Annotated in this window: 29 protein-coding genes; 13 read left to right on the top strand and 16 right to left on the bottom strand. The window is 72.7% G+C overall.

The features are described 5' to 3' along the window. Positions 1–55 precede the first annotated feature (55 nt). Both BLW14_RS10595 and BLW14_RS10590 read right to left on the bottom strand, forming a co-directional pair. Positions 56–736: a response regulator gene (locus BLW14_RS10595; RefSeq protein ID WP_093706546.1), complete on the bottom strand. Its 681-nt coding sequence runs from the start codon at positions 734–736 to the stop codon at positions 56–58. Then, on the bottom strand, positions 733–2,013 hold the full coding sequence (locus BLW14_RS10590) for a sensor histidine kinase (protein WP_093706544.1): 1,281 nt from the start codon (positions 2,011–2,013) through the stop codon (positions 733–735). The genes BLW14_RS10595 and BLW14_RS10590 overlap by 4 nt, the downstream gene beginning before the upstream one ends. Before the next feature lie 133 nt (positions 2,014–2,146). Here BLW14_RS10590 and BLW14_RS10585 point away from each other — a divergent pair, with 133 nt between their 5' ends. Together BLW14_RS10585 and BLW14_RS10580 are read left to right on the top strand one after the other, a co-directional pair. Further along, positions 2,147–3,055: an ABC transporter ATP-binding protein gene (locus BLW14_RS10585; protein WP_093706542.1), complete on the top strand. Its 909-nt coding sequence runs from the start codon at positions 2,147–2,149 to the stop codon at positions 3,053–3,055. Further along, positions 3,052–3,900: an ABC transporter permease gene (locus BLW14_RS10580; RefSeq protein WP_093706540.1), complete on the top strand. Its 849-nt coding sequence runs from the start codon at positions 3,052–3,054 to the stop codon at positions 3,898–3,900. Before BLW14_RS10585 ends, BLW14_RS10580 begins: the two co-directional genes overlap by 4 nt. Before the next feature lie 13 nt (positions 3,901–3,913). Here the strand turns inward: BLW14_RS10580 and BLW14_RS10575 are convergent, their stop codons facing one another. Continuing rightward, a complete protein-coding gene (locus BLW14_RS10575) occupies positions 3,914–4,843 on the bottom strand; it encodes an SDR family oxidoreductase (protein WP_093706538.1) in 930 nt (309 codons plus the stop codon). A gap of 173 nt (positions 4,844–5,016) precedes the next feature. Here BLW14_RS10575 and BLW14_RS10570 point away from each other — a divergent pair, with 173 nt between their 5' ends. Then, positions 5,017–5,541 (top strand): TetR/AcrR family transcriptional regulator, encoded by a 525-nt coding sequence (locus BLW14_RS10570; protein ID WP_093706537.1) that lies wholly within the window; start codon positions 5,017–5,019, stop codon positions 5,539–5,541. 87 nt (positions 5,542–5,628) lie between these two features. Here BLW14_RS10570 and BLW14_RS10565 read toward each other — a convergent pair whose 3' ends face one another. From BLW14_RS10565 to BLW14_RS10555, 3 genes are all read right to left on the bottom strand, one after another. Further along, the gene (locus tag BLW14_RS10565) at positions 5,629–7,443 is read right to left on the bottom strand and encodes a coagulation factor 5/8 type domain-containing protein (protein ID WP_093706535.1); all 1,815 of its coding nucleotides are present in this window, start codon (positions 7,441–7,443) and stop codon (positions 5,629–5,631) included. 330 nt (positions 7,444–7,773) lie between these two features. After that, positions 7,774–8,316: a TetR/AcrR family transcriptional regulator gene (locus BLW14_RS10560; RefSeq protein WP_093706533.1), complete on the bottom strand. Its 543-nt coding sequence runs from the start codon at positions 8,314–8,316 to the stop codon at positions 7,774–7,776. Between the two features lie 19 nt (positions 8,317–8,335). Beyond that, on the bottom strand, positions 8,336–8,914 hold the full coding sequence (locus BLW14_RS10555; RefSeq protein WP_093706531.1) for a sugar O-acetyltransferase: 579 nt from the start codon (positions 8,912–8,914) through the stop codon (positions 8,336–8,338). 104 nt (positions 8,915–9,018) lie between these two features. Between BLW14_RS10555 and BLW14_RS10550 the strand changes: the two genes are divergently transcribed. After that, positions 9,019–10,236, top strand: coding sequence for an MFS transporter (locus BLW14_RS10550; RefSeq protein ID WP_093706529.1), 1,218 nt, complete (start codon positions 9,019–9,021; stop codon positions 10,234–10,236). Here the strand turns inward: BLW14_RS10550 and thrS are convergent. From thrS to BLW14_RS10525, 5 genes are all read right to left on the bottom strand, one after another. Continuing rightward, positions 10,233–11,465 (bottom strand): threonine--tRNA ligase, encoded by a 1,233-nt coding sequence (gene thrS, locus BLW14_RS10545; protein ID WP_093706527.1) that lies wholly within the window; start codon positions 11,463–11,465, stop codon positions 10,233–10,235. The genes BLW14_RS10550 and thrS overlap by 4 nt on opposite strands. Before the next feature lie 213 nt (positions 11,466–11,678). Next, on the bottom strand, positions 11,679–12,386 hold the full coding sequence (locus BLW14_RS10540; protein WP_093706525.1) for a class F sortase: 708 nt from the start codon (positions 12,384–12,386) through the stop codon (positions 11,679–11,681). A gap of 120 nt (positions 12,387–12,506) precedes the next feature. Continuing rightward, positions 12,507–13,139: a hypothetical protein gene (locus BLW14_RS10535; RefSeq protein WP_093706523.1), complete on the bottom strand. Its 633-nt coding sequence runs from the start codon at positions 13,137–13,139 to the stop codon at positions 12,507–12,509. 230 nt (positions 13,140–13,369) lie between these two features. Further along, positions 13,370–14,209, bottom strand: coding sequence for a transglutaminase-like and tetratricopeptide repeat-containing protein (locus tag BLW14_RS10530; RefSeq protein ID WP_093706521.1), 840 nt, complete (start codon positions 14,207–14,209; stop codon positions 13,370–13,372). Positions 14,210–14,212: 3 nt separating this feature from the next. Beyond that, entirely contained in the window at positions 14,213–15,211 is a 999-nt protein-coding gene (locus BLW14_RS10525; protein WP_177153945.1) for a GNAT family N-acetyltransferase, read from the bottom strand. A gap of 117 nt (positions 15,212–15,328) precedes the next feature. Here BLW14_RS10525 and fdxA point away from each other — a divergent pair, with 117 nt between their 5' ends. Further along, positions 15,329–15,649, top strand: coding sequence for a ferredoxin (gene fdxA / locus BLW14_RS10520; RefSeq protein WP_018105475.1), 321 nt, complete (start codon positions 15,329–15,331; stop codon positions 15,647–15,649). 118 nt (positions 15,650–15,767) lie between these two features. Beyond that, a complete protein-coding gene (locus tag BLW14_RS10515) occupies positions 15,768–16,862 on the top strand; it encodes a bifunctional succinyldiaminopimelate transaminase/glutamate-prephenate aminotransferase (RefSeq protein ID WP_093706517.1) in 1,095 nt (364 codons plus the stop codon). A gap of 61 nt (positions 16,863–16,923) precedes the next feature. Here the strand turns inward: BLW14_RS10515 and BLW14_RS10510 are convergent, their stop codons facing one another. Both BLW14_RS10510 and BLW14_RS10505 read right to left on the bottom strand, forming a co-directional pair. Further along, positions 16,924–17,349 (bottom strand): ATP-binding protein, encoded by a 426-nt coding sequence (locus tag BLW14_RS10510; RefSeq protein WP_093706515.1) that lies wholly within the window; start codon positions 17,347–17,349, stop codon positions 16,924–16,926. Positions 17,350–17,662: 313 nt separating this feature from the next. Next, positions 17,663–18,589 (bottom strand): hypothetical protein, encoded by a 927-nt coding sequence (locus BLW14_RS10505; RefSeq protein ID WP_371128062.1) that lies wholly within the window; start codon positions 18,587–18,589, stop codon positions 17,663–17,665. Between the two features lie 36 nt (positions 18,590–18,625). On the opposite strand from BLW14_RS10505, the gene dapE reads away from it, so the two are divergent. Next, on the top strand, positions 18,626–19,705 hold the full coding sequence (dapE, locus tag BLW14_RS10500; RefSeq protein ID WP_093706511.1) for a succinyl-diaminopimelate desuccinylase: 1,080 nt from the start codon (positions 18,626–18,628) through the stop codon (positions 19,703–19,705). A 108-nt stretch (positions 19,706–19,813) separates the two neighbouring features. After that, positions 19,814–20,599 (top strand): LOG family protein, encoded by a 786-nt coding sequence (locus BLW14_RS10495; RefSeq protein ID WP_093706509.1) that lies wholly within the window; start codon positions 19,814–19,816, stop codon positions 20,597–20,599. 110 nt (positions 20,600–20,709) lie between these two features. Here the strand turns inward: BLW14_RS10495 and folP are convergent, their stop codons facing one another. Next, the gene (gene folP, locus BLW14_RS10490) at positions 20,710–21,570 is read right to left on the bottom strand and encodes a dihydropteroate synthase (RefSeq protein ID WP_165946132.1); all 861 of its coding nucleotides are present in this window, start codon (positions 21,568–21,570) and stop codon (positions 20,710–20,712) included. Between the two features lie 132 nt (positions 21,571–21,702). Here folP and BLW14_RS10485 point away from each other — a divergent pair, with 132 nt between their 5' ends. Then, positions 21,703–22,131: a hypothetical protein gene (locus BLW14_RS10485; RefSeq protein WP_093706505.1), complete on the top strand. Its 429-nt coding sequence runs from the start codon at positions 21,703–21,705 to the stop codon at positions 22,129–22,131. Further along, positions 22,128–22,715 (top strand): DNA-3-methyladenine glycosylase I, encoded by a 588-nt coding sequence (locus tag BLW14_RS10480; protein ID WP_093706503.1) that lies wholly within the window; start codon positions 22,128–22,130, stop codon positions 22,713–22,715. Before BLW14_RS10485 ends, BLW14_RS10480 begins: the two co-directional genes overlap by 4 nt. A gap of 3 nt (positions 22,716–22,718) precedes the next feature. Here the strand turns inward: BLW14_RS10480 and BLW14_RS10475 are convergent, their stop codons facing one another. Beyond that, on the bottom strand, positions 22,719–23,531 hold the full coding sequence (locus BLW14_RS10475; protein WP_093706501.1) for a 2-cyclohexenylcarbonyl CoA isomerase: 813 nt from the start codon (positions 23,529–23,531) through the stop codon (positions 22,719–22,721). Between the two features lie 314 nt (positions 23,532–23,845). Here BLW14_RS10475 and BLW14_RS10470 point away from each other — a divergent pair, with 314 nt between their 5' ends. Then, entirely contained in the window at positions 23,846–24,013 is a 168-nt protein-coding gene (locus BLW14_RS10470; RefSeq protein ID WP_018105485.1) for a DUF3117 domain-containing protein, read from the top strand. A 135-nt stretch (positions 24,014–24,148) separates the two neighbouring features. On the opposite strand, the gene BLW14_RS10465 is transcribed toward BLW14_RS10470, so the two are convergent. Then, a complete protein-coding gene (locus tag BLW14_RS10465) occupies positions 24,149–24,814 on the bottom strand; it encodes an O-methyltransferase (RefSeq protein WP_093706499.1) in 666 nt (221 codons plus the stop codon). Between the two features lie 290 nt (positions 24,815–25,104). Between BLW14_RS10465 and sigE the strand changes: the two genes are divergently transcribed. After that, positions 25,105–25,752, top strand: coding sequence for an RNA polymerase sigma factor SigE (sigE, locus tag BLW14_RS10460; RefSeq protein ID WP_018549837.1), 648 nt, complete (start codon positions 25,105–25,107; stop codon positions 25,750–25,752). Continuing rightward, entirely contained in the window at positions 25,749–26,744 is a 996-nt protein-coding gene (locus BLW14_RS10455; protein WP_093706497.1) for an anti-sigma factor family protein, read from the top strand. The genes sigE and BLW14_RS10455 overlap by 4 nt, the downstream gene beginning before the upstream one ends. Positions 26,745–26,777 lie beyond the last annotated feature (33 nt).

Genomic DNA, 26,777 nt, shown 5'->3' with positions numbered 1-26,777 from the left:
CCGGGGCCACGGCGTCCGGCGGTCGGTCGCGTCCCCCCGTCACCGCCCCCCCCCGTCACCGCCCCGCGGACACCAGCCCCGCCTCGTACGCGATGATCACCAGCTGCACCCGGTCCCGCGCCCCCAGCTTGGCGAGCAGCCGGGTCAGATACGTCTTCGCCGTGGCCACGCTGATGACCAGGCGCTCCGCGATCTCCGCGTTGGAGAGCCCGCTGCCGACCAGCACCAGCACCTCCCGCTCCCGCTCGGTGATCGCGGCGAGCGGCGCCGGGGAAGCCGGGCAGGACGCGGGACGGGCGGCGAACTCCTTGATCAGCCGCCGGGTGACGCCCGGCGCGATCAGGGCGTCCCCCGAGGCCACCACCCGGACCGCCGCCAGGATGTCGTCCAGAGCCATGTCCTTGACCAGGAACCCGGCCGCGCCGGCGCGCAGCGCCCCGTACACGTAATCGTCGTCGTCGAACGTGGTCAGGACCACCACGTGTGCCGCGCCGCCCTGTGCGACGATCCGCTCCGTGGCCTCGATGCCGTCCATGCCGGGCATCCGGATGTCCATCACGACGACGTCCGGCGCCAGTCGGTCGGTCAGCCGGACCGCCTCCTCACCGGTCCCCGCCTCGCCGGCCACCTCGATGTCCGGGGTGTCCGCCATGACCATGCGCAACGCGGTCCGCACCAGCGGCTGGTCGTCGGCGAGCAGCACCCGGATGACGGAAGCCGCCCCGGCCTCGCTCATATCGCCGCCTCCCGGACGGGTTCCGGCCCACGCTCCGGCGGCCCGGGTATCGCCTCCCGCACCGGCTCGTGCACCGGCACCGGCAGCCGTGCCGTGACCCGGAACCCCCCGCCGGGCGCGGGCGCGGCCGCGAACTCGCCGTGCAGCAGGGCCACCCGCTCGCGCATGCCGACGAGGCCGAACCCAGGAGACGTACCCCGGCCGGTGCCCCGCCCCCGGTCCGTGATGTCGACGGTCAGCTCCTCGTGGCCGTAGGTGACGCGTACCCGGCAGGCGGCAGTCTCCGCGTGCCGGACCACGTTGGTCACCGACTCCTGGACGATGCGGAACGCCGACAGCTCCAATTCGGGCGCCAGTGGACGCCGTTCGCCGCGCCACTCCACGTCGACCCGGACGCCGGCGGCGGTCGTGGCCCGGGCGAGCCGGTCGATGTCGGCCAGGGACTCGGCGGGGCGCAGCGGCGCGCCCTCGCGGCCCGACGGCTCCTGGCCACCCGGCCCGGTCTCCCGCAGGGCGCCCAGCATTCGGCGCAGTCCTGACAGCGTCTCCCGGCCGGCCGTCTCCACCGCGCTCATCGCCTCCCGGGCGGCGTCCGGCTGGGTGTGCACGACCCTGGCCGCGGCGCCCGCCTGGAGCGCGATGATGCCGACGCTGTGCGCGACCACGTCGTGCATCTCGCGGGCGATGCGCAGCCGTTCGGCGACGAGCGCGCGGTCGGTGGCCCTGGCCACCAGGTCCGCGTCGTGCCTGCGGCTCTCGTTCACCGAGCGGCCCACCAGCCAGGCGACGACCGCCGTCAGCGCGACGGCCACCTCCGCCGACGTACCCGCCGGCCATCCCATGAAGGCCCGGCTGCTCACGAAGACGACCAGGACGACGACCGACATGACGAGGGCGAGCACGCCCGTGCGCAGCGGACGCGCGGCGGCCGTGAAGTACAGGGCGAGATCGACGGCCAGGAACTGTGCCAGAGGTATCTCCGTGACCCCGAGCGGCATCGTGGCGAGCGCGGAGGCGGCGAGCAGCATCGCCGTGGCGCCCAGCGGGCGCCGGGTGAGCCACAGGCAGCCCGTCATCAGCAGCCCCGTGGACAGCAGGTGGGTGAGCAGGCCGTCCCAGCGGTAGAGGAGGACCCCGGGCAGGACGGACGCCTGCTGCTCGCCCGGGAGCCGCACCCGCATCAGCAGGGTCAGCACCATGCCCGCGTACCAGGCAGCCGCCACCCACGCGCCCGGGGGGACGCGCTTGAGCAGGGGGAGGACCGGTGACGAGGACATGCGCCGAGCGTAGCCAGTATCGAACGCCCTCACATCGGCCCACGGTTGTACACCCACGGGTGCAGTCGCGCCCGTCCGGATGTCAGCGACGGCCCGACGACACCGGCCGGTCCCGGTCAGCAGGGTGGGACCCGTGATCGAAGTCAACGGACTGACCAAGCGATACGGCGGCGCCATCGCCGTCGACGACCTGACCTTCACCGTCCGGCCCGGTGAGGTGACCGGCTTCCTCGGGCCCAACGGTGCCGGTAAGACCACTACCCTGCGCATGCTCCTCGGGCTGGTCGAGCCGACCGCCGGAACGGCCACCGTCCGGGGCCGCCCCTTCCGCGACCACCCGCGCGGGCTGCGCCACGTCGGCGCCCTGCTCGACGCGGGCGACGTCCACGGCGGGCGCACCGCCCGCGCCCATCTCGCCGTGCTGGCCCGCAGCAACGGCATCCCGCGCGCCCGGGTCGACGAGATCCTGGACGAGGTGGGCCTCGCGGCAGCGGCCCGCCGACGCGTCGCCGGTTTCTCGCTCGGGATGCGCCAGCGCCTCGGTATCGCCACGGCCCTGCTCGGCGACCCGCCCGTCCTGCTCTTCGACGAACCGCTCAACGGCCTCGACCCGGAAGGCGTGCTGTGGGTGCGCGGCCTGTTCCGCCGGCTCGCCGCCGAAGGCCGTACCGTCTTCGTCTCCAGCCACCTGATGACCGAGATGGAGAACACCGCCGACCAGCTCGTCGTCATCGGGCGCGGCGCGCTCATCGCCGCCGAGAGCCTGAGCGCGTTCGCCGCCCGCTCGACCCGGCTGAGCGTCACCGTCCGCACCCCGGACGCGGCGACCCTGGCCCCGCTGCTGACCGCCGAGGGCGCCTCGGTGACCGCCGACGGCGACCGGCTCGCGGTGACCGGGCTCCCCGCCGAGCGCATCGGCGAACTCGCTCTGCGCCACCGGGTCCTGCTCCACGAACTGACCACCCTCGGCGCCTCGCTGGAGGAGGCGTTCATGGAACTCACCGCGGACAGCGTCCAGTACCTGGCAGGAGACCCCCGATGACCACGGCGACCGCCGCCCCCGTGGCGCACGACGTGCCCCGCGCGCGCTTCACCGACCTGATCGCCGCCGAGTGGCTGAAGACGTGGTCGCTGCGCTCGACGCCCTGGCTGTACGCGCTCAGTGCCTTGGCCGTCGTCGCGTTCAACGCCGGTACGGCCTACGACCACTACAAGTACTGGTACCAGTACGACAAGGGCAGCCAGGAGTTCTTCGTCACCCACCGCCTGGCCCTTGTGGACGCCTTCACCGACAACTCCGCCCTGGTGCTGGTCCTGGCGCTCGCCGCGATCGGGGCCGTGTCGGTCACCGGCGAGTACGGGACGGGGCTCGTCCGCACGACGTTCACCGCCGTGCCCGCGCGGCGCTCGGTGATGGCCGCCAAGGTTCTCGTCCTCGCCGCCGTCACCACGGTCTTCGGTGTGTTCGTCGCCGCCGTCTCGTTCGCCTCGACCCGGGCGATCCTGTCCGGGCGCGGCGCCTCGGTCCCGCTGGGGGACCCCGGCGTGCTCCAAGTTCTCGCCGCCTCCGCGCTGCTCGCCCCGGTTGCCGCGCTCGCGGGGCTGGCTCTCGGCACGGTGGTCCGGCACACGGGGGCCTCGGTCGTGGCGTGCGTGGTGGTGCTGCTCCTGCTGCCGATGGTCCTCAGCGACCGCCGCCACCTGACGGCGGTGCTCCGGCACGCCCTGCCGTTCAGCGCCTGGGACCGGCTGACGGGCGGGGCCCTTCCGCAGCCCCCGCCCGAGCTCTTCCCGTGGTCGGAGGCGGGTGCCTGGACCGTCTACGCACTGTGGGCGCTGGTGGCCGCGGCGGTGGCGGTGTGCGCGGTGCACCGCCGCGACCAGTGAGGACGGCGCGGGGCTACTTCGCGGGCGCCCGGAAGTAGTGCCCCTGGTCGAGGTCCTCGACCAGCCCCGGTCCGGCCGGCTTCCAGCCGAACCGCTCGCGGGTCAGCGCGCTGGAGGCGGGCGAGTCGAGGCTCACCACGGCGCCCAGCCAGCCGAAGTGCCCGGCCGCGTCCTCGGGCGCGACGGAGACCACGGGGATGCCGAGGTGACGGCCGATGGTCTCCGCGACGGACCGCAGTCCGACGCCCTCCTCGGCCGCCGCGTGCAGCGTGGTGCCGGCCGGTGCGTTCTCCAGGGCCAGCCGGAACAGGTGCGCGACGTCCGAGCGGTGCGCGGCCGGCCAGCGCCCGGAGCCGTCCCCCACGTAGCCGGAGACGCCCTTGTCGCGGGCGTTGGCGATCAGGGAGGCGACGAAGCCCTGGTCCCCGTCGCCGTGGACCGTCGGGGGCAGCCGGACGACGGACGAGCGGACGCCGCGGGAGGCGAGGGCGAGCGTCGCCCGCGCGTTCTCCTGCCGTCCGCCGGGGCCTCCGGCGGACGCCCGCGGGTCGGCGCTCTGCCCGTCCTCCTCGGTCGCGACCCGGCCGGGGGCGAGCCCGAGCAGCCCGGACGCGATGACGAACGGCTTTCCGGAGCCGGCGAGCGCGTCCCCGAAGGCGTCGATGGCCCGGCGGTCCGCGTCGGTGGCGCCCTGGAAGTCCCCGGAGAACGCGATGTCGTGCTTGAACGCGAGGTGCAGCACCCCGTCCGCGTCGGCGGCCGCCTCGCGCAGCACGTCCAGGTCGTCCAGCGACCCGCGCCGCACCTCGGCGCCGGCGGTGGCCAGCGCCTCGGCCGACGCCTCCGAGCGGGCGAGCCCGACGACCTGGTGACCCGCCTCGATGAGCTCGGGAATGACGGCGGAACCGATCCACCCGGACGCACCGGTGATGAATACACGCATGAGGAAACCTCCTGGAACAGGCTGACGATCCGGGCGGCGGGAAACGCGGCCGGACCCTCGATGTCAGCAACTGTCATCAAGCCTACCCGTGATGTCAGTGACTGTCATCCCATAGACTCGCCGTTATGGGTCGATGGGAGCCGAACGCGCGCGGCAGGCTGGAGCAGGCCGCCATGGAGCTGTACGGCGAGCGCGGTTACGAGCAGACGACGGTGACCGAGATCGCCAAGCGGGCCGGCCTCACGGAACGCACGTTCTTCCGGCACTACGCCGACAAGCGCGAGGTGCTGTTCGCGGGCTCCGCCCTGCTGAGGGAACGCCTGGTGAGCGGCCTGGAGGGGGCTCCTCCGTCCGCGCCCCCGATCGAGGCGGTGGCGGGCGCGCTCCAGGCGGCCGCGGCCGTGTTCGACGAGCGGCGCGAGCAGGCCCGCCAGCGGCAGCGGGTCATCACGGCCAACGCGGAACTCCAGGAGCGTGAACTGGTCAAGCTCGCCTCGCTCGCCACGGCGATGCGGGAGGCCCTGCGCCTGCGGGGCGTCAGCGAACCGGCGGCGGGCCTGGCGGCCGAGGCGGGGATCGCCGTCTTCAAGGTCGCCTTCGAGCGCTGGATCGACAGCGTCGGGGAGCGCGGGATGGGTGCGTTCATCCTGGAAGGGCTCGCCGGACTCGAATCCCTGATGGCGGGCGGCCGGCCCTGACGCGACGACGCCCGCCCCGTCGGAAAAGACGGGACGGGCGGTATCGCGTGAGGGTTCCGCCGAACGGAGTTCACGCCTGCCGGCTGTCTACGGGAACGACACCACCTGCGACGGCACGGTGTCCGTCCCCGAGGTCGGCGCACCCGTGTCGTTGATGACGTGGTTGTACTGGCCCTGGCCGCCGAGTGAGACGACGAGCAGGTCGTGGAACTTCACACCCGACTTGACCGGGGCCTCGAAGCCGTGGTCCTGGCGGATGCTCGGGTCGACGTTGAAGTAGCAGTAGCTCCCCAGCCCCCAGCCCTCGTGGGTGTTGACCGAGTCGTCGACCTTGTAGGCGGCGTATCCCTTGATGTCACCGTTCTGGACGGCGTCCTGGTTCGGGGCGTCGTAGGCCTTCTCGTTCTGGAAGAAGATCGTCTTGCCGTTCTCGCCGGACCAGCGGACGTCGTACTTGTTGAAGTGTTCGACGAACAGGCCGGTGGCCAGGACGTTGTCGCCGTTGACCTGGAGGCCGTAGTCGGAGCGGTTGGTGTCCCAGCCGATGCCCTCGCCGTGGTCGGCGCGCCACAGCCAGGTGTGGTCGATGATCGTGTCGTTGCTGTTGATCACCATGCCCGTGGTCGCCTTGCCGGCGCCCGCGCCGCCGACCCGGACGAACACGTCCTGGAGCGAGGTGGGGTTGTCCGCGTGGCTCGCGGACGCGCCTTCGGGGCCGACCTCGATCAGCGACCCGGAGTTGGTGGTGCCCGCGTCGACCAGCAGACCGGCGAGCTTCACGCCGTCCACGTCACCGACCTTGAGGGCGGTGACCCCGTTGTCCGGGATGATCGTGGCGAGGCCGAGGCCCAGCACGACCGTGTCCGCGCGGTCGATGTTGATCGTCTGGTCCACGTGGTAGATGCCGGGCGTGAACAGCAGGTGCAGCCCCTGGTCCACGGCCGCGTTGATCGTCTCCGCGCTCGCGCCCGGCTTCACCACGTAGAACTGGTCCAGCGGGATCGACTCGCCCTGCGGGGTGCCGCTGCCCCAGGAAGTGCCGCGCGCGTTGGTGCGCTTGGCGGGGACGAACACCTTGTAGTCGTTGCCGTCGAGGTAGAGGAACGGCTTTTCGCGGGAGACCGGGGTGTTCTCGAGTGTGGTGTACGGCGGTTCGGGGAAGCTCTGCGCCGGTGCGCCCTCGACGCCGGAGAACGTCATGTTCCAGACGCCGTTGCCCCAGCTGCCGATGGAGCTGTCGCGGGTGTACCACTGCTGCTGCGAGTACGGGCCGACCTGGCCGTCGATCTTGCTGTCGGCGATGTACCCGCCACTGGCCCAGCCGTAGCCGTTCGGGGCGAGGTTGAGGCCGCCCTTGACGTGCATACGGCGGAACGGTGCCGCCTGGGACACGGCCCAGCGGTCGGTGCCGCTGACCGGGTTGAGGGCGAGGTTCTCGGCCGAACGCCAGAAGTTCTGGGTGGCGTTGCCGTTGAACCAGCCCGCGTCCACGGTGACGTCACCGTTGAATGTGGTGTCGTCCGGGTTCAGCCCGAGACCGGCGATCGAGGTGTAGAAGCCGATCTGCGCGTTGATGTTGTCGTACGTGCCCGGCTTGAAGAGCAGCGCGTAGCGGCCGTCGCCGAACTGCGCCGACTCCTGCTGCTTGAAAACTTCGTCGACCTTGCCCTGGATGTCGGGCGTCGACGGGTCGAACACCATGACGTTGGGGCCGAGGTCGCCGCCGCCCTCGACGGCCTGCGCGTCCTGACCGAAGGCGGTCTGCGCCGTGGGGACGGCCATGAGCAGCGAAACGGCGAACGCGGCGAACCCGAAGGCCCTGCCCCGGCGCCTGCGGCGGGATGGTGCGGTGGGGGTTGCTGTGGGGGGAGTTGCGGGGGCTTCCGTGGGGGGAAGGTGCATGGACGTACGTCTCCTGAGTCGTGGTACGGGTGACACGACGAGCTGTCCGGCGAAACGCCCAGAGAGCGCTCTCCGGTGGGTGTCGATGGTTCCGTTGTCACCCTGGACACGTCAAGAGGTGTGCATCAGAAGCCTCACGCGAACCAGCTGAGCGCAACAAATAATGTCGGCAGGGCGGCAATTGACCCGTTCTGCTGGCAGTTAGGGGCGCGCTTGAGTTCAGGAGCTGACGGTGCGGGGTGCCGCCTGCCGGAGCGCCGGGCCCTGCGGCAAGGGACCTGGCCGGCACCTTGGTCAGGTGGGGTGCCGGCCAGGAGTCGGGGGCGCGCGTCAGACGCGCGTGATGCGGGCGATGGCCTCGACGGTCAGAGCGCGGTCGTGCGGTTCGGTTTCGAGGGCGCGGTGGATGGAGAGGCCCTCGATCAGCGCGTCCAGCTGACGGGCCGTCGCCGGGTCGAAGTGCCATTCCAGGGCGACCCGGCTGCGGCGCATCCACTCCCGGGTCAGCTCGCGGTAGGCGGGCTTGCGGGCGGCGAGGGTGTACAGCTCGTGTGTGAGGACCAGTTCGCGCTGGTTGCCGCCGGACAGGTGGTGGACCAGGTCGGCGACCGCCTCCCGGGCCTCGTCCTGCGTGGTGGCGGCGCCGAGACGCTCCTCGAAGACGGCGACGATGCTGCTGGAGAAGCGCGTGAACGCCTCCCGCAGCAGCTCGTCCATGCCGGCGAAGTGGTACGTCATCGAGCCGAGCGGCACCCCGGCGCGGGCGGCGACCTTGCGGTGCGAGGTTCCGGCGACCCCCTCGGCCGCGATCAGGTCGAGCGCGGCGGCGATGATGCGCTCCCGCCGCTCGGGGTCGTTCTGTCCGGTCGCCACCTGTGTGCCTGTCCCTCGTCTAGATCGAACGGATCACCCGGGCCGGATTGCCCACGGCGACCACGTCGGCGGGGATGTCCTTGGTGACGACTGCTCCCGCGCCGATGACGCTGTTGTCCCCGATGGTCACCCCGGCCAGCACGATCGCCCCGCCGCCGAGCCAGACATTGTCGCCGATCGTGATGGGCCGTGCCGCCTCCAGCTTGTCGCGGCGCGGTTCCGGCTCCACCGGGTGGGTGGGCGTGAGCAGCTGCACGTTCGGCCCGATCTGGCAGTCGCGGCCGATGGTGATCGGCGCGACGTCCAGGGCGGTGAGGTTGTAGTTGATGAACGTGTCCTCGCCGACCGTGATGTACGAGCCGTAGTCGACGTACAGCGGCGGCCGGATGTGCGCCCCCGCCCCCAGCCCGCCGAGCAGTTCGGCGACGACGGGCCGCGCCGCGTCCGGGTCCTCGGTGTAGGCGGCGAGATAGCGGGCGGCCAGCCGCACGGCTCGCTTCTGGGCCTCGACGATCTGCGGGTCGTCCGCGATGTACAGGTCTCCGGCGAGCATCCGCTCGTGGTTCGTGCGCGGGTCGCCCGCGAAGTGGTCCGTCATGGGTACGAGCGTACACTCAAGGCGTACGATCGTACGCTCGTGGCACCCGCCACCTTTTCGACCACCTCCTTCTCCTCTCCGACCGTCAAACGAGGCCCCGCTGCATGGACGCCGTCACACGCCGCTGGCGTGCCGCCCTGTTCCTCTTCATGCTCGCCGCCGGTACGGGCATGGCCTCCTGGGTCGCGCGCACCCCGGCCGTCCGGGACGGGCTCGACGTGTCCACCGGCGCGATGGGCCTGGTCCTGTTCGGGCTGTCCACCGGTTCGATGGCCGGTGTCATGGCGTCCGGACCGCTGGTGCGGCGCCACGGCGGCCGGACGACGATCCTCGGCGGCGTCGTCCTGATCGTCGCCGGGCTGCTCGTCGTCGCCGCCGGCACCGCCCTGTCGCTCGCGGCCGTGGTCTTCGGGGGACTGGCCCTGTTCGGCGGCGGGATGGGGATGAGCGAGGTGGCGTTCAACATCGAGGGAGCCGCCGTCGAGAGCGCCATCGGACGGCCCGTCCTGCCGGTCCTGCACGGCTGCTTCAGCCTGGGGACCGTCGTCGGGGCGCTCCTCGGCATGGCGCTGACGGCGGCCGCGTTCCCCGTCGGCTGGCACCTGACACTCGTCGCGGGGCTGATAGCGGCGGCCGGTGCACGGGCGGTCCTCGCCATCCCGCACGGCACGGGCCAGGACGACGCCCCCGCCGCCGGGTCCGGACAGGGCGGCCTGCGCGGGCAGCTGCACGTGTGGCGCGACCGGCAGCTCGTCCTCATCGGCGTGATCGTGCTGGCGATGGCCTTCGCGGAGGGCGCCGCCAACGACTGGCTGCCGCTGCTCATGGTCGACGGGTACGACGTGAGCCCCACGGCGGGCTCGCTGACCTTCCTGGTCTTCGCCGCCTCGATGACACTGGGCCGGCTGGCCGGCGGCCCCTTCCTGGAGCGGTTCGGCCGGGCGAAGGTCGTCCGGATCAGCGGCCTCACCGCCGCGCTGGGCCTGGCCGTGGTGATCGTCGCGCCGAGCCCCGTGATGGCGGGGGCCGCCACGGTGCTGTGGGGGCTCGGCGCCTCGCTCGGCTTCCCGGTCACCGTGTCCGCAGCGGGCGACCACCCCACGGACGCCGCCGCACGGGTGGCCGCGGTCTCCACGGCGGGCTACGGCGCCTTCCTGGTCGGCCCGCCCGCGCTCGGCTTCCTCGCCGACCACATCGGCCTGCGTCTCACGATGACCGTGGTGCTGGCCCTGGTGGCCCTGGCGGCGGCGCTGGCCGGGGCGCTGGGGCCGGACCGGGAGGGCGACGAGCCGAGGGTGGAGGCGGCGCCGGACACGGTCTAGAGACCCTCCGCGTCCTCGTCCCACAGGGCGGTAGCGTGCGCGGCGGTCAGCACGGCGATCCGGGACAGCGCCTCCCCGGCCGGCAGCGGGTCGAGCCGCCGTCCGTCGCGCAGGCGGAGCGCGACCAGCCCGGCCGACGCCTCCGCCGCGCCGATCACCGCCTGGTACGGCACCAGTCTGGCCTCGCGGACGCGGGCGCCCAGGCTGCCGCGCTCCCGGCCGCTGATCTCCGCGCGCAGCCCCAGCTCGGCACACCGCACCACCAGCGCCTCGGCATCCGGAAGTTCGGCGTCGGACACCGGCAGGACGGCCAGCTGTTTCGGGGCGAGCCAGGCCGGGAACGCGCCGCCGTGCTGCTCGATGAGATGGGCGACGGCCCGCTCGACGCTGCCGATGATGCTGCGGTGCACCATGACCGGGCGGTGCTTCGCCGCGTCGGCCCCGATGTAGTGGAGGTCGAAGCGCTCGGGCTGGTGGAAGTCGACCTGCACGGTGGACAGGGTGAACTCGCGGCCCGCCGCGTCCTCGACCTGGACATCGATCTTCGGCCCGTAGAACGCGGCCTCGCCCTCCGCCGCCTCGTACGGCAGCCCCGACGCGTCCAGCACCTCGGTCAGCAGCGCGGTGGAGCGCCGCCACAGCTCCGGGGCGGCGACGTACTTCCCGCCCGCGCCCGGCAGCGATAGCCGGAAGCGGGCCGGGCGGATGCCCAGTGCCTCGTACGCCCGCCGGATCATGTCCAGCGCGCCCCGCGCCTCGTCGGCCACCTGGTCCACGGTGCAGAAGATGTGCGCGTCGTTCAGCTGGATGGAGCGCACCCGGGTCAGGCCGCCGAGCACTCCGGACAGCTCCGCCCGGTACATCCCGCCCAGTTCCGCCAACCGCAGCGGCAGTTCGCGGTAGCTGTGCGACCGGGAGCGGTAGATCACCGCGTGGTGCGGGCACAGGCTGGGCCGCAGTACCACCTGTCCGTCACCCAGCTCCATCGGCGGGAACATGTCGTCGCTGTAGTGCGCCCAGTGCCCCGAGCGCTCGTACAGCTCCCGCTTTCCGAGCACCGGCGAGTACACGTGGCGGTAACCCGCCCGGCGCTCGGCGGCGCGGATGTACTCCTCCAGGGTGTGCCGCAGCTCCGCCCCGTCCGGCAGCCAGTAGGGCAGGCCCGCGCCGATCAGCGGGTCGGTGTCGAACAGTTCCAGCTCGCGGCCGAGTCGGCGGTGGTCGTGCATGGCGGTCTCCTCGCGTGGGAAGGGCGAGTGACCCCATGGACAAGCCCCGGGGCACTCGCCCCGGGGCTTGTCGACTGGTCATCGGTCAGCGCGCCGGGACACTCTCCGGCGTCGTCGTGTTCATGGCGGCACGCTGCATGTCTCCGACGCTAACAGCGCCCCGTCGCCCTCCGCACCCGGTTTTCCGCCCCGTACGCGGGGGAAGGGCGCCGCTCATCCCTTCTTCACCGAGTCCAGGTGGGCGAAGACCACGACGTTGTCCTCGTAGTCCTTGGCCTTCCGGTCGTAGTTGCCGCCGCAGGTGATCAGCCGCAGCTGCGCGTCCGGGGTGTCGGCGTACACCTTGTCGTCGGGGAAGTCCGCCTTGCTGAACGTCTCCACCGTGTCCACGGCGAACGAGGCCACCGTGCCGTCGGCGCGGGTGATGTCGACGGTCGCGCCGGGTTTCAGGAAGCGCAGCTGGAGGAAGACGGCCGGACCGGTCGTCGTGTCGACGTGGCCCGCGACGATCGACGTACCCCGCTCACCGGGCGTCGCACCGTCCTTGAACCAGCCGACCAGGTTCTTGTCGTTCGGCGGCGGCGCGTCCAGCCGCCCCGAGGAACCGATCGACAGCGGGGTGAACGGCGCGTCCACCGCGATCGTCGGGATGCTCAGCCGCGTCGGCACCGAGCGCGGCAGCGAGGGCGACGCGCTCGGGGTCGCCTTCGGCGTGGCCCCTGCCGACGGGGACGCGGCGGCGGACGCGGCCACCGGGGGCGGGGCGGGCGCCTTGTCGTCGGCCGGCGAGCCGATGGAGTGGTAGATCAGGGTCATGCCGAGCCCGGCCGTCGCGAGGGGCCAGAGCAGCGCCCGGCCGAGCGAGCGGGTGGGGGCCGCGGCCCCGGGGGAGGGGGTTTCGGTGGTCTGCGGGGCGGCCATGGAGCACGTGCCTTTCGTCCGTACGGGGGCGGTACGAGTGGAGGACCGGGAAACGCGGGCGCCGCGGCCACCGCCCCGAGGGACGGCGACCGCGACGACGGGAAGGGCCCGCGAGGCCGGTCAGGCCATCGCACCGCCGGACGCCTGGCGGCGACGCAGCCGGTACGCGGCCACGCCGGCGCCGCCGAGCAGCAGCAGCGAACCGGCGGCCAGACCGCTGCCGGTCATCGCCATCGCGCCGCCACCGGTGTGCATGCCGCCGTGCGGCTTGTCCTCGTCCTTGTACTTCCCGCCCTCGTCACCGGGCTCCCACTCCGTGACGGTCTGCGCGAGGGCGCCGCCGCCGGTGTGGACGCCGCCGTGCGGCTTGTCCTCGTCGTCCTTCTTGTACTTGCCGCCCTCGTCACCGGGCTGCCACTCCTTGGCGACCGTGTTCGCGAGGGCGCCGCCGCCGGTGTGGACGCCGCCGCGGGGCTTGTCGGCGTCGTCCTTCTTGTACTTGCCGCCCTCGTCACCGGGCTGCCACTCCTTGGTGACCGTCATCGACAGCGCGCCGCCGCCGGTGTGCATGCCGCCGTGCGGCTTGTCCTTCTTCCAGTCCTTGTCGGACTTGCCGTGCTCGTCCTGCTCGGAGGCGGACGAGCCGCCGTGGTCCTGGCCGGCTGCGACGGTCATCGCGTAGGCCGAGGGAGCGGTGATGGTGAGGACCGCCGTGACGGCGGCCGAAGCGAACAGCGTGCGGGCAGAGCGCATCTGTACACATTTCCTTTCGTCGCCCCCGCGAGGAGTGACGGTCTGTCGACTCCTGGTGACGCAGCGGCTACGTGATCCACCGTCAGTCCGAACCCGGGAGCGCGCCATCGGAGAGCGTCGCATTGGAGCTACGGCATGGGCCCATCGAGTGGCGAAGAACGGATAATCACCCGTTGGACGGCATGGCGGGACCCCGGAAGGTTTGGGCGACGGCCCCGCCTCCCGGTCCGTCAGTTCAGGAGCGCCCGCGCCGCCCGCGCACTGTGCCGCACCGCTTCCGCCACGGCCGGCTCGATGTCCTCGACGACCCGCGCGTACTCCTCCATCTCGGCCGCGCCGCGCAGGAACTCCCCGGCCCGCACCAGCAGCTGGGCGTGCTCGTAGCGCAGCCGGGCCGGGTGCGCGGGCAGCAACAGGGACAGCTCCACCGCCCACAGCGCCACGGCCGTCTCCTCCGGGCGGGCTGCCGCCCAGGCCCGGATGTTGTTCAGGATCCGCAGCACCACCTCGAGCGGCCGCGCGGGCTCCAGCGCCGAAGGCTCCCACCGCTCCCCGGTCGCGCTCGTCACCATCAGCTCCGCGTCCTGGTCCGTCAGCGGCCGTCCCCCGGCGAACGGATCGGCGAGCACCCGCTCGCCCGGATCGCCGAAGCCGACGACGAAATGACCCGGCAGCGCCACCCCGTACACCGGCGCGCCCGCCCGCCGGGCGACCTCGATCCAGACCACCGACAGCAGGATCGGCAGCCCCCGCCGCCGCCGCAGTACCTCGTGCAGCAGGGACGACTCCAGGCGTCGGTAGTCCGCCGTCGCGCCCTCGAACCCGTACCGCTCACCGAGCAGTTCGGCCAGCGCCGACGCCCAGGCGTGGCCGTCGCGCAGCCCGTACGGGAGCATTCCGGCCAGCCGGTCCAGCTCGATCTGGGCCTCGTCGATGCCCCGCGCGTCCAGCTCCGGGTCCGCCTCGGCCGCCACCAGCAGGCACAGCAGCGCCAGGTCGGGCCGCTCGGCCCTGGCCTCCTCCGCGAACCGGCGGCGCAGTTCCTCGCGGTCGTTCCTCTCGGCCGCCACCGGTCACACCGGCCGGAAGTGGTGGTAGAGGTGGTGCGTCGCGAAACCCATCCCGTCGTACAGCGCCCGGGCGCCCTCGTTGTCCGCCTCCACCTGGAGCCAGGCGGCGGACGCGCCCTCGTCCATCGCCTGCCGGGCCAGCGCGGTCATCACGGTCGTCGCGAGACCCCGGCGGCGGTGCTCGGGGGCCACCTCGACGGCCATGAACCCCGCCCACCGCCCGTCCACCACGCACCGCCCGGTCGCGGCGGGCGCCTCGCCCGTCTCGCCGGGCACGGTCGCGAACCACACGGAGGGGCCGCTGTGCAGCACCGACGTCACCTCGGGGCCCGGCGTCCCGACCCGCTGGTAGCGGGCGAGCCACGCCGCGTCGGCCGTCCGCCCCAGCCGTACCCGGGAAACCTCGGCCGGCAGGTCACCGACGGGCGCGAGCGCGGCGATGCGCACCTCCGCCGTCACCTCGCGCCGCCAGCCGTGCCCCTCCAGAGCCGCGCACAGTTCCTCCTGCGCGTCCGCGGCGCCGGTCGCGGTCTGCACGTACGGCGGAAGGCCCCGCTCCGCGTACCACTCCCGGACACGCCCGAGCGCCACGCCGAGCGGCATGCCCGGGTCGCCGAGCGGCAGCACCGAGTTGGCGCGCCGGGTGAACCCCCCGGCGGCGCGCAGCAGCCAGTCGCCCAGCGGCTCGCTCTCCACGGGCTGCCAGGCACGCGCGGACACGCGGGCGAGTTCCTCGTACGAGGCGGCGGGTCCACGCCGCCGGGCCGGGGCGGACGGCACGACCTTGCCCGCGACCAGCGAGGACTCCGCGATACGGACGGCCTCGCCGTTCTTGGGTGTGATGGAGAGCACACCGGCGTCCCACGATGTGAGAACACCGACCGTGTCGGTGAATTCCGGCCTTCCCGGACCGTCTCCGGTCAAACGCCGGACTGATACCCGTTTGCCCACGTCAGCCGGGGCAATTCGGACCTCAAGCCGTCCGCCGATGGTGAATTCCACAGCTCTGTCCGCCCCTCCTGTTCGGTTCGTGCCCGCGAACGGAGATACTAGGGGCGGGCATCGACGACGCCGCGCTCCCGCGCGAGAGCCAACGCCCTACCGAGGAGGAACGACAGCGTGACCTACGTCATCGCGCAGCCTTGTGTCGACGTGAAGGACAAGGCCTGCATCGAAGAGTGCCCCGTCGACTGCATCTACGAGGGCCAGCGGTCCTTGTACATCCACCCGGACGAGTGCGTCGACTGTGGAGCCTGCGAGCCGGTCTGCCCGGTGGAGGCGATCTTCTACGAGGACGACACTCCGGACGAGTGGAAGGACTACTACAAGGCGAACGTCGAGTTCTTCGACGACCTCGGGTCGCCGGGTGGTGCCTCCAAGCTGGGCCTGATCGAGCGCGACCACGCGTTCATCGCCGCGCTGCCGCCGCAGAACCAGTAACAGCGCCCGGCACGTGCGCCGCCCCGGTCCCGTACGGCTCGCCGCCGTGCGGGACCGCGGTGTTTCCCGCGGTCCTTCCGGGCCGCCCGCGTGAACCCGTACGAGAAAGCAGAGAGCCGTGTCCGCAGTCTCCTCCCGCCTCCCGGTCTTCCCCTGGGACAAGCTGGCGCCCTACAAGTCGACGGCCGGGGCTCACCCGGACGGGATCGTGGACCTGTCCGTCGGCACGCCCGTCGACCCGGTGCCCGAGCTGATCCGGCAGGCGCTCGTCGCGGCGGCGGACAGCCCCGGCTATCCGACGGTGTGGGGGACCGCCGCGCTGCGCGACGCGCTCACCGGCTGGGTGGAGCGGCGGCTCGGCGCGGTCTCGGTGGCCCACGAGAACGTGCTGCCCGTCGTCGGCTCCAAGGAGCTGGTGGCCTGGCTGCCGACCCAGCTCGGCCTCGGCGCCGGCGACAAGGTCGCCTACCCGCGGCTCGCCTACCCGACGTACGAGGTCGGCGCGCGGCTCTGCGGCGCCGAGCCGGTGGTCTACGACGACCCGACCGAGCTCGACCCGGCCGGCCTCAAGCTGCTCTGGCTCAACTCCCCGTCCAACCCGACCGGCCGGGTCCTCGCCAAGGACGAGCTGGTCCGCATCGTCGCCTGGGCGCGCGAGCACGGCGTGCTGGTCTTCAGCGACGAGTGCTACCTGGAGCTGGGCTGGGAGGCCGATCCGGTCTCCGTGCTCCACCCCGACGTCTGCGGCGGTACGTACGAGGGCATCGTCGCCGTCCACTCGCTGTCCAAGCGGTCGAACCTCGCGGGCTACCGAGCCGCGTTCATCGCGGGCGACGCGGCCGTGCTCGGCGAGCTGCTCCAGATCCGCAAGCACGGCGGGATGATGACGGCCGCGCCCGTCCAGGCCGCGACCGTCGCCGCACTCGGCGACGACACGCACGTGGCCGAGCAGCGCACCCGGTACGCCGAGCGGCGCGCCGCCCTGCGCACGGCCCTGGAGGCCCACGGCTTCCGCATCGAGCACAGCGAGGCGAGCCTCTACCTCTGGGCCACCCGCGACGAGCCGTGCTGGGACACCGTGGCCTACCTGGCGGAGCTGGGCATCCTGGTGGCGCCCGGCGACTTCTACGGACCGGCCGGCGAACGCTTCGTCCGCGTGGCGTTCACGGCCACCGACGAGCGCGTGGCGGCGGCGGTCAAGCGCCTGGGCTGAGCAACGGCACGCGCGAGTGCCCCGGGAGTGCGCACTCCCGGGGCACTCGCGCGTGTACGTGTCAGCCGAGCGGCAGGCCCTGGGTGAGGGCGTCGGTGGGCAGACCGCCCTTGGCCGCACCGGTGAGGGTGCTGGCGACGTCGGTGCCCTTGGACGAGCCCTTGGTCGCGCTCTTGGTCGTGCCGGAGACCTTCTTCGCCGCGGGGGCGGCCTTGCCGCCGACGTCGGTGAGCGTCTTGCCCGCGACAGGAAGCGCGGTGCCGACGAGCTTGCCGCCCGTCTCGTTCGCGGCACCCGAGGCCGGCTTGGCCGCGCCTTCGACCGTCTTGCCGAGACCGGCACCCTCGACGCTGGTGAGGCCGCCGAGGTCCGAGGTCTGCGGGAGCTCCGCGGCACCGGCGGCACCGGCCGCACCGACCACGGGGGCCGCACCCGCCGCGATCAGCAGCGCGGTACGGGCGATCCGACGGGTCAGGGGGAGGGACATGATGCTCCTTCGACGGGAGAGGAATTCGGGCTGTCCGTGGGTCGGACGCCATGACAACCGTCGTGGGGGCGGGTGAGGTTGCGGTGCGGTGACGTAAAGACTGAGCAATGCGTCGGATAATCCTCAGCGGAGGAACCCGGGCAAACAGTGCGCGCCGCAGTCGGCCGCCGAACCGTCACTTCCGTTGCACGGCAAGGGTTGCGGGCGGCGTGCGCGGGCCCCCCGGTCAGCCGTCCGGGGGGCGCCGGGGCGCACGGCGGTACGCCCGTTCGGGCGATGTCTCGCACGTACGCACGCGCGGGTCTGCCGACCTCTATCGCACGAGGCGGAGCCTTACCTCGTCCGTGTCGGACTTCTCGCGCTTCGACGCCTCGCGTTCCGTGTGCCAGCCCGAGCCGGCCGCCCACACCCGGCCCCCGTACGCGACTTCGTCGATGCCCAGCGCCTCCGACTGGGCCACCGCCCAGTGCGCCAGCTCCCAGCCCCGCTGCGGCACGCCGTCCCGGTCGGCGCGACGGTCCGCCAGCACCGGGACCGCGAGCGCGCCCGAGGCCGCCGCGCCCGCCGAAGGGGCTGCGGCGGCCGGCCGTACGTCCTTGCCGAAGGCGCTCGCCAGCGCGGCCCGCACCTTCGTGGCGTCGCCCGTCCCCGCCGTGGTCCGGGGCGGCTCGCAGTCCAGCGCACCCGGCGTGCGCCCGGTCAGCGCGGCGGCCAGCAGCGCCGCGTCCGGCTCGTGCTTCGCGTACGCCTGCGGGAAACCGCTGCGCTGGACGCGCTGCGCGGCCTCGGTGAGCGGCAGGCGCGAATAGCCGGGCACCTTCGCCAGGTGCTCGTAGAACTTCCCGGCCGAGTAGACCGGATCCATGATCTGACGCTCGGTGCCCCAGCCCTGCGAGGGCCGCTGCTGGAACAGCCCCAGCGAGTCCCGGTCGCCGTGGTCGAGGTTGCGCAGCGCGGACTCCTGCAACGCCGTGGCCAGCGCGATGGTCACCGCGCGCTCCGGCATCCCGCGCGTGGTGCCGACGGCGGAGATCGTCGCGGCGTTCGCGGCCTGCTCGGGCGTCAGCCGGTACGAGCCGTCCGCCGACCGCACCGTGCACTGGTCGGACCCGCGCCCGCCCGAAACGTACTGAACGGTCAGATAACCGGCCACGGCGGCAAGCACACCGAAGGCCGCCACGATCCGCAGCCGGCGACTGTGGCCGGGACGTCGGGGAGCGGCGGAGTCGGTCCTGGTCACGGGGGTCACCGTACGCGAGGTACTAGGCTCGTAGCCATGGCCGAAAGCACGCTTGACCTCACCCTTGACGGGCCCGCCCTCACCGCCGCGCTCGTCGACTTCCCCTCGGTGAGCGGGAACGAGAAGGACCTCGCGGACGCCATCGAGTCGGCGCTGCGCGCGCTGCCGCACCTGACCGTCGAGCGGTACGGGAACAACGTCGTGGCCAGGACGGATCTCGGCCGTTCCGAACGCGTCATCCTGGCCGGGCACATCGACACCGTGCCGATCGCCGACAACGTGCCCTCCCGGCTCGACGCGGACGGCCTGCTCTGGGGCTGCGGCACCTCCGACATGAAGTCCGGCGTCGCCGTGCAGCTGCGCATCGCCGCGACCGTGCCCGAGCCCAACCGCGACCTCACGTTCGTCTTCTACGACCAGGAGGAGGTCGCCGCCCACCTCAACGGCCTCGGCCGTATCGCGGAGGCCCACCCCGACTGGCTGAAGGGCGACTTCGCCATCCTGCTGGAGGGCTCCAACGGCGAGGTCGAGGGCGGCTGCCAGGGCACCCTGCGCGTCTTCCTCCACCTGGCGGGCGAGCGGGCGCACTCCGCGCGCAGCTGGATGGGGTCCAACGCCATCCACGCCGCCGCCCCGGTCCTCGCCCGCCTCGCCGCGTACGAACCGCGCCGTCCCGTGATCGACGGCCTGGAGTACCACGAGGGCCTCAACGCCGTACGCATCGAGGGCGGCGTCGCCAACAACGTCATCCCCGACGCCTGCACGGTCGTCGTCAACTACCGCTATGCCCCCGACCTCGGCCAGGAGCAGGCCCTGGCCCACGTCCGCGAGGTCTTCGCGGACTGCGGCGTCGCGGAGTTCACGGTCGACGACCACTCCGGCGCGGCCATGCCGGGGCTCTCGCACCCGGCGGCCAAGGCGTTCATGGACGCGGTCGGCGGCGTCGCCCGGCCCAAGTTCGGCTGGACGGACGTGGCCCGCTTCGGCCCGCTCGGTGTCCCCGCGGTCAACTACGGCCCCGGCGACCCGGTCCTCGCCCACAAGCGCGACGAGCACGTCAAGGTCGAGCGCATCACCCACTGCGAGGAGCGGCTGCGTTCCTGGCTCACCAGCTGACCCACGCCTGACCTTCCGTCTTCCCCTGTCCGTAACCCGTGGCGATCTACGCTGGCGTGAGACGGAGGCGTCGCAGGACGCCTCCGACGTCGGCGGAGGGAGCAGGTCATGGGCAACCGCGAGGACGCGCGCATCCCCGAAGGTGCGGAGATCCCTGAAGGCGCGGTACGACCCGAGGAGCAGCGCCTCGGACCCGTGCTGCGCCGCAGGGACCAGGTGCAGCCCGGCACGACCGATCAGCGGCTGCTGGACTCCGAGGACGACTCGGAGTGGGTGCACACCGACCCCTGGCGGGTGATGCGCATCCAGTCGGAGTTCGTCGAGGGCTTCGGCGCACTGGCCGAACTGCCGAGCGCCATCAGCGTCTTCGGCTCGGCCCGCACGGCCGCCGGGACACCGGAGTACGAGGCAGGTGTACGGATCGGCCGGGCGCTCGTCGACGCGGGCTTCGCGGTCATCACCGGCGGCGGCCCGGGCGCGATGGAGGCCGCGAACCGTGGGGCGCGCGAGGCGAAGGGGGTCTCGGTCGGCCTCGGTATCGAGCTGCCCTTCGAGTCGGGCCTCAACCCGCACGTCGACATCGGCGTCAACTTCCGCTACTTCTTCGTCCGCAAGACCATGTTCGTGAAGTACGCCCAGGGCTTCGTCGTCCTGCCCGGCGGCCTCGGCACGCTGGACGAACTCTTCGAGGCGCTGACCCTCGTCCAGACCGGCAAGGTCACCCGCTTCCCGATCGTCCTCTTCGGTACGGAGTACTGGGGCGGCCTGGTCGACTGGCTCCGCGACACGGTGGTGGCCCAGGGCAAGGCTTCGGAGAGGGACCTGTTGCTGTTCCACGTCACGGACGACGTGGACGAGGCGGTGGCGCTGGTGACGAAGGAGGTCGGGCGCTGAGTTTACGGGGGCGCTGCCCCCGTACCCCCGCTCCTCAATCGCCGGAGGGGCTTGATTTTCGTTCCTGTCGCCGCACATCCGCGGCGACAGGAGCGAAGAGCACCCGCCCCCTACGCCAGCCCGCGCCTCGCCACCGCCGGTGCCCGCCACCCCGCGATGGACGCCACCATGTCCAGGACGTCCCGTGTCTCGGCGACCTCGTGTACCCGGTACACCCGCGCCCCCAGCCACGCCGAGACCGCCGTCGTCGCCAGCGTCCCGAGCAGCCGTTCCTTCACCGGCCGGTCCAGCGTCTCGCCCACGAAGTCCTTGTTGGAGAGCGAGACCAGCACCGGCCACCCCGTCTCCGCCATCTCGCCGAGCCGGCGCGTCGCCTCCAGCGAGTGCCGGGTGTTCTTCCCGAAGTCGTGACCCGGGTCGATCATGATCCCGTCCGGCCTGACCCCCAGGGACACCGCCCGTTCGGCCAGCCCGACGGTCACCCGCAGGATGTCGGCCATCACGTCCTCGTACCCCACCCGGTGCGGCCGGGTCCGCGGCTCGGCGCCGCCGGCGTGGGTGCAGACCAGCCCCGCCCCGTACCGCGCGGCGACCTCCGCCAGTTTCGGGTCCACCCCGCCCCAGGCGTCGTTCAGCACATCGGCCCCCGCCTCGCAGACGGCCTCGCCGACCTCGTGGCGCCAGGTGTCGACGCTGATCACCACGTCCGGGTGACGGCGGCGCACCTCGGCGACGAACCCGACCGTGCGGCGGGCCTCCTCCTCGGCGGTGACCTCCTCGCCGGGACCGGCCTTGACGCCGCCGATGTCGATGATCGCCGCGCCGTCGGCCACGGCACGCTCGACCCGGGCGAGCGCTGGCTCGTCCTGGAAGGTGGCGCCCCGGTCGTAGAAGGAGTCCGGAGTGCGGTTCACGATCGCCATGATCACCTGTTCGTGCGCCCCGAATTCGCGCCGCCCCAGCCGGAGCACCCCGCTTGCCATCCGTGTCCCTTCCTGTGAATCCGCCCGGGCGGATACCGCCGAGGCCAACAGCCGACCCTAGCTGTCAGTGCCGCATGGCACGATCGGACCCGGACGAATTCCGCTCCAGGGGAGATACGCGTGTTCTGGTTCTTGCTGCTGGCGATGGTGGTGGTGGTTGCCGCGGTCACCCTCGCGGTGGTCGGTGGAGGCAGGAGCGCCGTCCTGCAGGACGTGGCGCCCGAGGTGCTGGCGGACCCGCTGCCCGCCTCGCGCCCGGTCGGCCGGGCGGACGTCGACGCGCTGCGGCTGCCCGTGGGCCCCCGGGGCTACCGGATGCCCGAGGTGGACGAGGCGCTGAGCCGCCTCGGTGCCGAGCTCGCCGAGCGGGACGCGCGGATCGCGGAGCTGGAGGCGGCGCTCGCCGGTGCGCAGGCGGCCAGGACGGGGCGCCCCGACCTGCTGAAGGAGGGCCATGACGAGCCGCCCAGGCCCTGGCAGCCGCCGCATGAGACCGGCGGACCGGCCGACGGGACCGGGCGGGCCCACGACGAGGAGACCGGCCGATGAGCGGCGACGCCGTGGCGGCGGCGGACGGCGGACTGCGCTGCCCGTGGGGCCTGTCCACCGAGGACTACCTCTGGTACCACGACACGGAGTGGGGCCGTCCGGTCCACGGCGACGACGCCCTGTTCGAGCGGCTGTGCCTGGAGGCGTTCCAGTCGGGGCTGTCCTGGCTGACGATCCTGCGCCGTCGCGAGGGCTTCCGCAGCGCCTTCGCGGGGTTCAGCATCCCGGCGGTGGCGGAGTTCACGGAGGCGGACCGGGAGCGGCTGCTGGCGGACGAGGGCATCATCCGCAACCGGGCGAAGGTCGACGCGACCATGGCCAACGCCCGGGTGCTGGCCGGCTGGGACGCCGGTGAGCTGGACGAGCTGATCTGGTCGTACGCCCCCGACCCGCTGGGCCGTCCGGCCCCGAAGACCCTCGGGGACGTACCTGCGGTCACTCCCGAGTCCACGGCCCTGTCGAAGGACTTGAAGAAGCGGGGGCTGCGGTTCATCGGACCGACCACGGCCTACGCCCTGATGCAGGCGTGCGGCCTGGTCGACGACCACCTGGCGGACTGCGTCTCCCGCCCCACCCCGGTCTAGGGCCTAGCGCCCGAGGTACTTCGGCTTCTCCTTGGCGAGGAAGGCCCGCACCGCGATCCCGTGGTCCTCGGACGCGCCCGCCTTCGTCTGGAGCTCGTCCTCCTTCTCCAGGGCCTCGGCCAGGGTGTGCCCGGCTCCGTAGGCCAGGGACTCCTTGAGCGCCGCGTAGGCCACGGTGGGCCCGTCGGCCAGGGTGCGGGCCACGGCGGCGGCCTCGTCGGCGAGGTCGGCGGCGGGCACCAGCTTGTTGACGATGCCCAGCTCATGCGCGTCCCGCGCGGAGATGGAGCGCGGGAAGAGCAGCAGGTCGGCGGCGCGGCTCTGGCCGATGAGCCGGGGCAGCGTCCAGGAGACGCCCGAGTCGGCGGTGAGCGCGACCCCGGCGAAAGAGGTGTTGAAGGAAGCGGTGTCGGCGGCCACCCGGTAGTCGCAGGCGAGCGCGAAGCCGAAGCCCGCACCGGCGGCGGCGCCGTTGATCCCGGCCACGACCGGCTTCGGCATCTCGGTGAGCGCCCGCACGATCGGGTTGTAGTGCTCCTGCACCGTGCTCAGCGCGTTGCCCCCCTCCTGCCCCTGGGCCTCGGCGAGCTTGCCCAGGTGCTCCTTGAGGTCCTGGCCCACACAGAAAGCGCGCCCGCCGGCCGCGGTGAGCAGCACCGCCCGTACCCCGGTGTCCGCTGCGGCCGACCTCAGGGCGTCGCGGAGCGCGACCTTGGCGGCGGTGTTCATGGCGTTCATCGCGTCGGGGCGGTTGATCGTGATCGTCGCGAGCCCGTCGCTGATGTCGTAGAGCACCGCGTCGTCGTGATCGGCCATGAAAGGTCCCCTTTGCGTGTCGTTCGCCAGTCCTGTCCACGCAAGCATGGCCGATTTCGCCGGAGGCGGACATGTGACCTGCGTCAAACATTTCCGTGCCGGGGAGGGGCCGCAGGGGCGGGAGTATCCCAGTGAGGTCCCCGAATTGGGTGGTTTTGAGCGAGCGCGTTGCCCAAGCGATGCAGAGCGATGTTGGTCATCGGGGTCTGTGATGCGGGATAATGACGTGGAAGCACTGTGTTCGATGCCGGTGAGGCAGCGCCTGTCATGGGGCCGCCGGTTGCGATGAGCTGGTTTCAGGAAGGGGAACGAGCATGGCGGCCATGAAGCCGCGGACGGGCGACGGCCCGCTCGAGGTGACAAAGGAGGGGCGGGGCATCGTCATGCGAGTTCCGCTCGAAGGCGGCGGTCGGCTTGTCGTTGAGCTGACGCCGGACGAGGCCGATGCACTCGGCGACGCCCTCAAGCAGGTCGTCGGCTGAGCAGAGGCGCTCACGACTTCACCGCTGCCCCGGCATGGTTACCGTGCCGGGGCAGCGGTGCGTCCGGGGCCGGTACGGATATGGGCCGGCAGGGGAACGGGGCCGGTACGGGAACCGGGCCGGCGTCCGAGCGCCTCAGCCGCGCCGCACCGCGCAGAGCAGCCCGTCGCCCACCGGCAGCAGCGTCGCCATGAGCTCCTGGCTCTCGCGGACCGCGCGCAGCAGCTCCCGCAGCCGCAGCACCTCCGCCGGCTGGGCCGCCGAGTCGACCGTACGGCCGTCCGCGAAGACGCCCTCGAAGCAGACGAGACCGCCAGGTCGCAGCAGGCGCAACGATTCAGCGAGGACGTCCAGGCTCTCCATCCGGTCGCCGTCGCAGAACACGAGGTCGTAGCCGCCGTCGGCGAGCCGGGGGAGGACGTCGAGCGCGCGGCCGGGGATGAAGCGGGACCGGTTGGCCGCGAATCCGGCCGCCCGGAAGGCCTCACGGGCGAACTGCTGGCGCTCGGGCTCCGGGTCGACCGTGGTCAGTACCCCGTCCGGCCGCATGCCGTGCAGCAGATAGATGCCGGACACGCCGGTGCCGGTGCCGATCTCCGCCACGGCCTTGGCGTCCGTGGTGGCAGCGAGCAGGCGCAACGCAGCGCCGGTGCCTGGAGACACCGAGCGGAGCCCTGCCTCGCGGGCCCGGTCCCGGGCCCAGCGCAGTGCTTCGTCCTCGGCGACAAAGGCGTCGGCGAACGCCCAGCTCGTCTGCCGGTTGGCGGTGATGACCCTCTCCTGTCCCCTTAGTTGGCGCAACGGTGACTGTATCCGCTGGACCCGGGAACCCGCAGATGGGACCGGGCGTTGTCCAAAGGTGGGGACAAGCCCGGTGACGAGGCCCGCCGACGGGTCCGTGGCACGGGTGGGCCTCCGGGGAGATTCCCGGCCCCAGCAGGAAAAAGGCTTATCCGGAGCTAACGGGCGAGGTGGTTATGGTAGGGGCTCCACTGGACACCACCAGAGCCGATAGGGGAGGTGCGGCTGAGCCTGTGGATCGGGGAGGAGTGCTCCGGCGTCTTCTCAGGTCATCGGGTGAGCCGAAATCCGTGACCGACATTGCTGACCGTTCTTCCAATGACTCCGCACCGACCGCGACCTTCGCCTCAGATGCGGAATCCCAGGCGTGGACCCCGCCCACATGGGAAGAGATCGTCAGCACGCACAGCGGCCGCGTCTACCGCCTCGCCTACCGGCTGACGGGAAACCAGCACGACGCGGAGGACCTCACGCAGGAGGTCTTCGTCCGCGTCTTCCGTTCGCTGTCGACCTACACGCCCGGCACTTTCGAGGGCTGGCTGCACCGCATCACGACCAACCTCTTCCTGGACATGGTCCGCCGCAAGCAGCGCATCCGCTTCGACTCCCTCGGGGACGACGCCGCCGAGCGGCTGCCCAGTCGTGAGCCGTCGCCCCAGCAGGTCTTCAACGACACCCACTTCGACGCGGACGTCCAGCAGGCGCTGGACACCCTCGCGCCCGAGTTCCGTGCCGCCGTCGTGCTCTGCGACATCGAGGGCCTCTCGTACGAGGAGATCGCCGCGACGCTCGGCGTGAAGCTCGGTACGGTGCGCAGCCGCATCCACCGCGGGCGTTCCCACCTGCGCAAGGCGCTGCGGCACCGCTCGCCCGAGGCGCGCGCCGAGCAGCGCTCGCTGGCGGGCGCCCTCCTGGCAGGGGAGGGCGGCACGGCGTGAGCCAAACGGATCCGACCCCCGCGGAACAACACCTGGGGGACCGCCTCGCCGCGCTCGTCGACGGCGAGCTCAAACACGACGCCCGCGACCGGGTGCTCGCCCATCTCGCGACCTGTACCAGGTGTGCGGCCGAGGCCGCCGCCCAGCGCCGCCTGAAGAGCGTGTTCGCGACGGCTGCCCCTCCCTCTCCCTCCGAAGGCTTCCTGGCCCGCCTCCAGGGGCTTCCGGGCGGGTCCCTCGGGGGTGACGACGACCGGCAGGAAAGACCCATGGGCGGCTCCGGGCGGTTCGGTGACGGACTGTTCCCCGGGACGCGCCCTCCGGGCGGCCGGGCGGACCTCACCACCGGCCCCGGCCCCCTCGACGGCTTCGGCTACCTCCCCACCGTCCACGGCGGGGCGACGGCACTGCCCGCCGCTCCGGACCGTTCGGGCTTCCGCATCCACGAGGTGGGGCGCGAGGCCGACCGCTCGCCCTGGCGGGGCCGCAGGTTCGCCTTCGCGGCCGCCAGCGCCGTCTCGCTGGCCGCCATCGCGCTCGGCGGTGCCCTGCCGACGAGCGCCGGCTCCGACGGGCCCAACCGGGCGTCCGGCTCGGGCAACAGCGTGACCCCGGTCGGCTCCGAGACCCGTACCGGCGGCGGCGCCGCGGTCGGCCGGCGGAACGGCCCGGGACAGGGCACCCGCGCCATGGCGGGCCGCGGGGACAGCCCGGTCTCCCTGGCGGTGAACACGGTGTCGGCGGGTCTCGCCCCGGCACCCTCGCTGCTGGGCACCGGCCGGCTCACCGGGAATCCGTACGGCCTGTCCCTCCGCTCCGGCGCGTCCTCGCTGATACGCCCGAGCGGGGCCGAGACCCTGCTCGCCCGCACCCTGGGCAGCGGACTCGACACGGCCCCGCCCACACCCGCGAAGTCCTCGCCGCCGTCCACCTCGGCCGCCGCGAAACCGGCTTCCGCCGGTCACGGGCTGCCGATCGCCCCCCGTCGCTGATCCGGCACCCCGCACGGGCTGCGCAGGTCCGGC

Origin of the sequence: Streptomyces sp. 2131.1, from assembly GCF_900105515.1 — a bacterium.
Taxonomy (GTDB): Bacteria; Actinomycetota; Actinomycetes; order Streptomycetales; family Streptomycetaceae; genus Streptomyces; species Streptomyces drozdowiczii.
The sequence above is the reverse complement of the archived record's forward strand: the minus strand, read 5'-3'. Positions and strand labels throughout refer to the sequence as shown.

Excerpts from the sequence above, each read along its gene's own strand:
- BLW14_RS10595 (WP_093706546.1), bottom strand. The coding sequence starts at position 736 with ATGAGCGAGGCCGGGGCGGCTTCCGTCATCCGGGTGCTGCTCGCCGAC.
- BLW14_RS10590 (WP_093706544.1), bottom strand. The coding sequence starts at position 2,013 with ATGTCCTCGTCACCGGTCCTCCCCCTGCTCAAGCGCGTCCCCCCGGGC.
- BLW14_RS10580 (WP_093706540.1), top strand. The coding sequence starts at position 3,052 with ATGACCACGGCGACCGCCGCCCCCGTGGCGCACGACGTGCCCCGCGCG.
- BLW14_RS10575 (WP_093706538.1), bottom strand. The coding sequence starts at position 4,843 with ATGCGTGTATTCATCACCGGTGCGTCCGGGTGGATCGGTTCCGCCGTC.
- BLW14_RS10570 (WP_093706537.1), top strand. The coding sequence starts at position 5,017 with ATGGAGCTGTACGGCGAGCGCGGTTACGAGCAGACGACGGTGACCGAG.
- BLW14_RS10565 (WP_093706535.1), bottom strand. The coding sequence starts at position 7,443 with ATGCACCTTCCCCCCACGGAAGCCCCCGCAACTCCCCCCACAGCAACC.
- BLW14_RS10555 (WP_093706531.1), bottom strand. The coding sequence starts at position 8,914 with ATGACGGACCACTTCGCGGGCGACCCGCGCACGAACCACGAGCGGATG.
- BLW14_RS10550 (WP_093706529.1), top strand. The coding sequence starts at position 9,019 with ATGGACGCCGTCACACGCCGCTGGCGTGCCGCCCTGTTCCTCTTCATG.
- thrS (WP_093706527.1), bottom strand. The coding sequence starts at position 11,465 with ATGCACGACCACCGCCGACTCGGCCGCGAGCTGGAACTGTTCGACACC.
- BLW14_RS10540 (WP_093706525.1), bottom strand. The coding sequence starts at position 12,386 with ATGGCCGCCCCGCAGACCACCGAAACCCCCTCCCCCGGGGCCGCGGCC.
- BLW14_RS10535 (WP_093706523.1), bottom strand. The coding sequence starts at position 13,139 with ATGCGCTCTGCCCGCACGCTGTTCGCTTCGGCCGCCGTCACGGCGGTC.
- BLW14_RS10510 (WP_093706515.1), bottom strand. The coding sequence starts at position 17,349 with ATGTCCCTCCCCCTGACCCGTCGGATCGCCCGTACCGCGCTGCTGATC.
- dapE (WP_093706511.1), top strand. The coding sequence starts at position 18,626 with ATGGCCGAAAGCACGCTTGACCTCACCCTTGACGGGCCCGCCCTCACC.
- BLW14_RS10495 (WP_093706509.1), top strand. The coding sequence starts at position 19,814 with ATGGGCAACCGCGAGGACGCGCGCATCCCCGAAGGTGCGGAGATCCCT.
- BLW14_RS10480 (WP_093706503.1), top strand. The coding sequence starts at position 22,128 with ATGAGCGGCGACGCCGTGGCGGCGGCGGACGGCGGACTGCGCTGCCCG.
- BLW14_RS10475 (WP_093706501.1), bottom strand. The coding sequence starts at position 23,531 with ATGGCCGATCACGACGACGCGGTGCTCTACGACATCAGCGACGGGCTC.
- BLW14_RS10470 (WP_018105485.1), top strand. The coding sequence starts at position 23,846 with ATGGCGGCCATGAAGCCGCGGACGGGCGACGGCCCGCTCGAGGTGACA.